Source organism: Mixta tenebrionis (assembly GCF_006517625.1).
Taxonomy (GTDB): Bacteria; Pseudomonadota; Gammaproteobacteria; order Enterobacterales; family Enterobacteriaceae; genus Mixta; species Mixta tenebrionis.
The window spans coordinates 1-1636 of record NZ_VHQI01000037.1 but is presented as its reverse complement, the minus strand read 5'-3'; the positions used below and the strand labels follow the sequence as shown (position 1 = coordinate 1636).

The following is a 1636-nucleotide window of genomic DNA, read 5'->3' as shown; positions in this document are numbered from 1 at the left end:
CAAAAACCTTGGTTTGCACGAAACCGGATTTGCCACCCTAACGACGAGTGGAAGCTTCACTGTTCCTGCGGGCGTTACTGAACTGTGTATCTCTGCTGTTGCGGGGGGAGGTGGTGGCGGTTCAGGTGGTGGCGGTGATTCATCATTCTTTGGTGGCGGCGGTGGTTCTGGTGGGGCTGGCGAGTCCATTGTAAAAAGGAAATTCGCAGTTACACCGGGAACTGTTATCAACATCACCATTGGTTCAGGTGGGGTTGGTTCTATTGCCAGTACCGCAACCGGGTCTGCACCTACCGCTGGAGGTAATACGGTTATTGGTTCTCTGATTACACTGCATGGTGGCCAGCCTGGAGTAAATGCCGGTAACGGACAGAATACTGCCCCAGGAGGCGGTTACGGGCAGGGTTTCCCGACCGGAAGCTATGGTGGTGATGGAAATTTAAGTGTCGGTTCGGGTAACGGAGCACCTGGAGCATCGTCGCCGTTCGGGGGCGGTGGTGGTGCTGGTCGTGCGGGAACGGATCAGGGAACTGACGGCACGGCGGGTTCCGGGTACGGCTCCGGTGGTGGATCAGGCGGTGGTAAATATGGTACTGCCCCCTTAACTGCTCGCGGTGGAAATGGCGGTAACGGTGCGCCTGGTATTGTGATGATTGAGTGGTGATGCGATGAGCAAAACATACGCAGTAATTGAAAATAACACCGTCGTGAACGTCGTCTTATGGGATGGTGAATCAGAATGGTCGCCTGATAATGGCGTTGCAATACCGGCTGCTGATGGTGTAGGAATTGGCTGGTTATATGCTGATGGCACTTTCACTGCTCCTGATATTCCCGAGCAGGTAAAATCTCACGATGAATTAGTCGCAGAGGCTGAAGCGGAAAAACGCGCCCGTATTGATGCGGCGACCAGCCGAATTGTCGTCTGGCAAACCAAGCTGCTGATGGGCCGTAAGCTAACGGATGGTGAATCCGCCAGCCTTAACGCCTGGATGGACTATATCGATGCGGTGACTGCAATAGATACCAGCACCGCACCAGATATCAGTTGGCCTGAACTGCCCATTTAATTTGCCATTCCCCACGTGGGTAGCCCATTGCTACCCACAACACGTTTCATCCCCTCCGGAGGCACTCCTAAAAACTCCAGAGCCATATCGTCATCGACGGGCTTAATATCATCAGGCAAAACACCATTTGCACGGTATGCGTCGAGTAGCACTGTCGGGTAAAATTGATTCGTTGACGCGCTATAAAAGTAAATATTCATTATCACCACCCCTTCGCATACCAGTTACATGTCAAATTCGCCGGATTGACGTTATTACCTTCTGCGGTTGCGCAGCCAACTCTGAATTTTGAATTACTGACAGGGAATGCCTGTGAAATCTCAGCATATGATGTGTCATTCGGATCTGAGCTAATCAAAACGAACACACAACGATTCGGGAACGGGATGACAAAGTCCCCATCGCCGTTTCCATAATTTCCGCGCCCCCACTGCTCCAGAAATCCGTCTGGAGTCAATCGCCACCCGTAATCCGCTTTCAGCGATGTCCACTTGCTCATGTCGGGGATCTGGTTTGTCCCGGTCCCTACATCCCTTTTTGCCGCTTCTCCCAGACCAAGGTTTTTG

At 52.4% G+C, this 1636-nt stretch carries 4 protein-coding genes; 2 read left to right on the top strand and 2 right to left on the bottom strand.

From position 1 onward, the window contains the following. Together FKM52_RS21860 and FKM52_RS21375 are read left to right on the top strand one after the other, a co-directional pair. Window positions 1–664 (top strand): glycine-rich domain-containing protein (locus tag FKM52_RS21860; RefSeq protein ID WP_484213157.1); only part of this gene is annotated, 664 nt, incomplete at its 5' end. 4 nt (window positions 665–668) lie between these two features. Continuing rightward, window positions 669–1070 (top strand): tail fiber assembly protein, encoded by a 402-nt coding sequence (locus FKM52_RS21375; protein WP_141178101.1) that lies wholly within the window; start codon window positions 669–671, stop codon window positions 1068–1070. Here the strand turns inward: FKM52_RS21375 and FKM52_RS21370 are convergent. After that, on the bottom strand, window positions 1067–1270 hold the full coding sequence (locus FKM52_RS21370; RefSeq protein ID WP_124021222.1) for a tail fiber assembly protein: 204 nt from the start codon (window positions 1268–1270) through the stop codon (window positions 1067–1069). The two genes, FKM52_RS21375 and FKM52_RS21370, sit on opposite strands and share 4 nt — an antisense overlap. Window positions 1271–1272: 2 nt before the next feature. After that, the coding region (locus FKM52_RS21855; protein WP_425462657.1) for a gp53-like domain-containing protein at window positions 1273–1636 on the bottom strand (364 nt) is incomplete at its 5' end.

Coding starts and splice junctions, on each gene's coding strand:
- FKM52_RS21375 (WP_141178101.1), top strand. CDS start 669: ATGAGCAAAACATACGCAGTAATTGAAAATAACACCGTCGTGAACGTC.
- FKM52_RS21370 (WP_124021222.1), bottom strand. CDS start 1,270: ATGAATATTTACTTTTATAGCGCGTCAACGAATCAATTTTACCCGACA.